Annotated in this window: 1 protein-coding gene; it reads right to left on the bottom strand. The window is 39.5% G+C overall.

Annotation, left to right across the window (positions count from 1 at the left end; all coding sequences use genetic code 11):
* A partial coding sequence (locus B4A24_RS09170; RefSeq protein ID WP_293944475.1) for a Clp protease N-terminal domain-containing protein occupies positions 1-1035 on the bottom strand: 1035 nt, incomplete at its 3' end.
* Between the last annotated feature and the right edge of the window lie 266 nt (positions 1036-1301).

The following is a 1301-nucleotide window of genomic DNA, read 5'->3' as shown; positions in this document are numbered from 1 at the left end:
TTCAATATACTGACGATACTCGTCGAGTGTTGTCGCACCGATACATTGTATTTCTCCTCTTGCCAAAGCTGGTTTGAACATATTCGAAGCGTCCAACGAACCTGAAGCACCACCAGCGCCAACAATGGTGTGGATTTCGTCGATAAACAAAATCACATCCGGTGATTTTTCCAGTTCATTCATGACCGCTTTCATGCGCTCTTCAAATTGACCACGATATTTCGTTCCCGCAACCAATGAAGCCAGATCTAAGGTAACCACACGCTTGTTGAACAAGACACGTGACACTTTGCGCTGCACAATACGTAAGGCCAATCCTTCCGCTATAGCCGATTTACCTACACCAGGTTCTCCGATCAATAAAGGATTGTTCTTTTTACGACGTGATAAAATCTGTGATACACGTTCGATTTCTTTTTCACGACCTACAATAGGATCCAGTCTACCTTCCTCGGCAGCTTTGGTCAGATCGCGGCCAAAGTTGTCCAATACCGGTGTTTTGGATTTGATATCCGAAACCTTTTTAGGCTGGATATATTGATCATCCTCAGCAAAGTCATCGTCACCGGTAGGAGAACCTGGGGCCTCATCCTTGATGGTGGTTTTATTTTGCTCTACTTCAGATTTGAAGATGTCATAGGTCACATTATATTGCTGTAAAATTTGCGAAGCAATATTATCTTCATCCCGTAAGATAGCCAATAATAGGTGCTCGGTCCCAATAATATCAGATTTGAAAATCTTCGCTTCCAAATAAGTAATTTTCAGAACTTTTTCAGCTTGTTTAGTTAACGGCATGTTGCCAATAGGTGCACGTGATACAGATGCCCCCTTCACTGCGTCTTCCACAGATTGACGTAGGGCAGTTGTGTCAATGCCTATGTTTTTAAGGATTTTGATCGCCATTCCATCGCCTTCACGAATCAAGCCAAGCAACAAATGCTCGGTACCTATATAATCGTGACGCAATCTCAAAGCTTCCTCTCTACTGTACGATATGACATCCTTTACGCGCGGTGAAAATTTTGCTTCCATTGAATACCTTTCTGTTTTATATTAAGGATATATAAATGTAGTAAATTCTACATTTCAAACCTTAAATTTATTTTAAATAATGTCATCAACAATTAAGCCATGACCATTATACGTCCAAAATGTCAGTATAAAAGATTACATTTGTATGTTAATATAACAAGAGTTTTCCAATTTTTTTAAATTTTATGTCAGACGAGAAGATTATTTTTTCGATGGCGGGTGTCAACAAAATCTATCCGCCTCAAAAACAAGTTCTAAAAAATATC

It is taken from the genome of Sphingobacterium sp. UBA7249, from assembly GCF_002472835.1.
Lineage (GTDB): Bacteria > Bacteroidota > Bacteroidia > Sphingobacteriales > Sphingobacteriaceae > Sphingobacterium > Sphingobacterium prati.
This window is presented reverse-complemented; position numbering and strand designations above follow the sequence as displayed.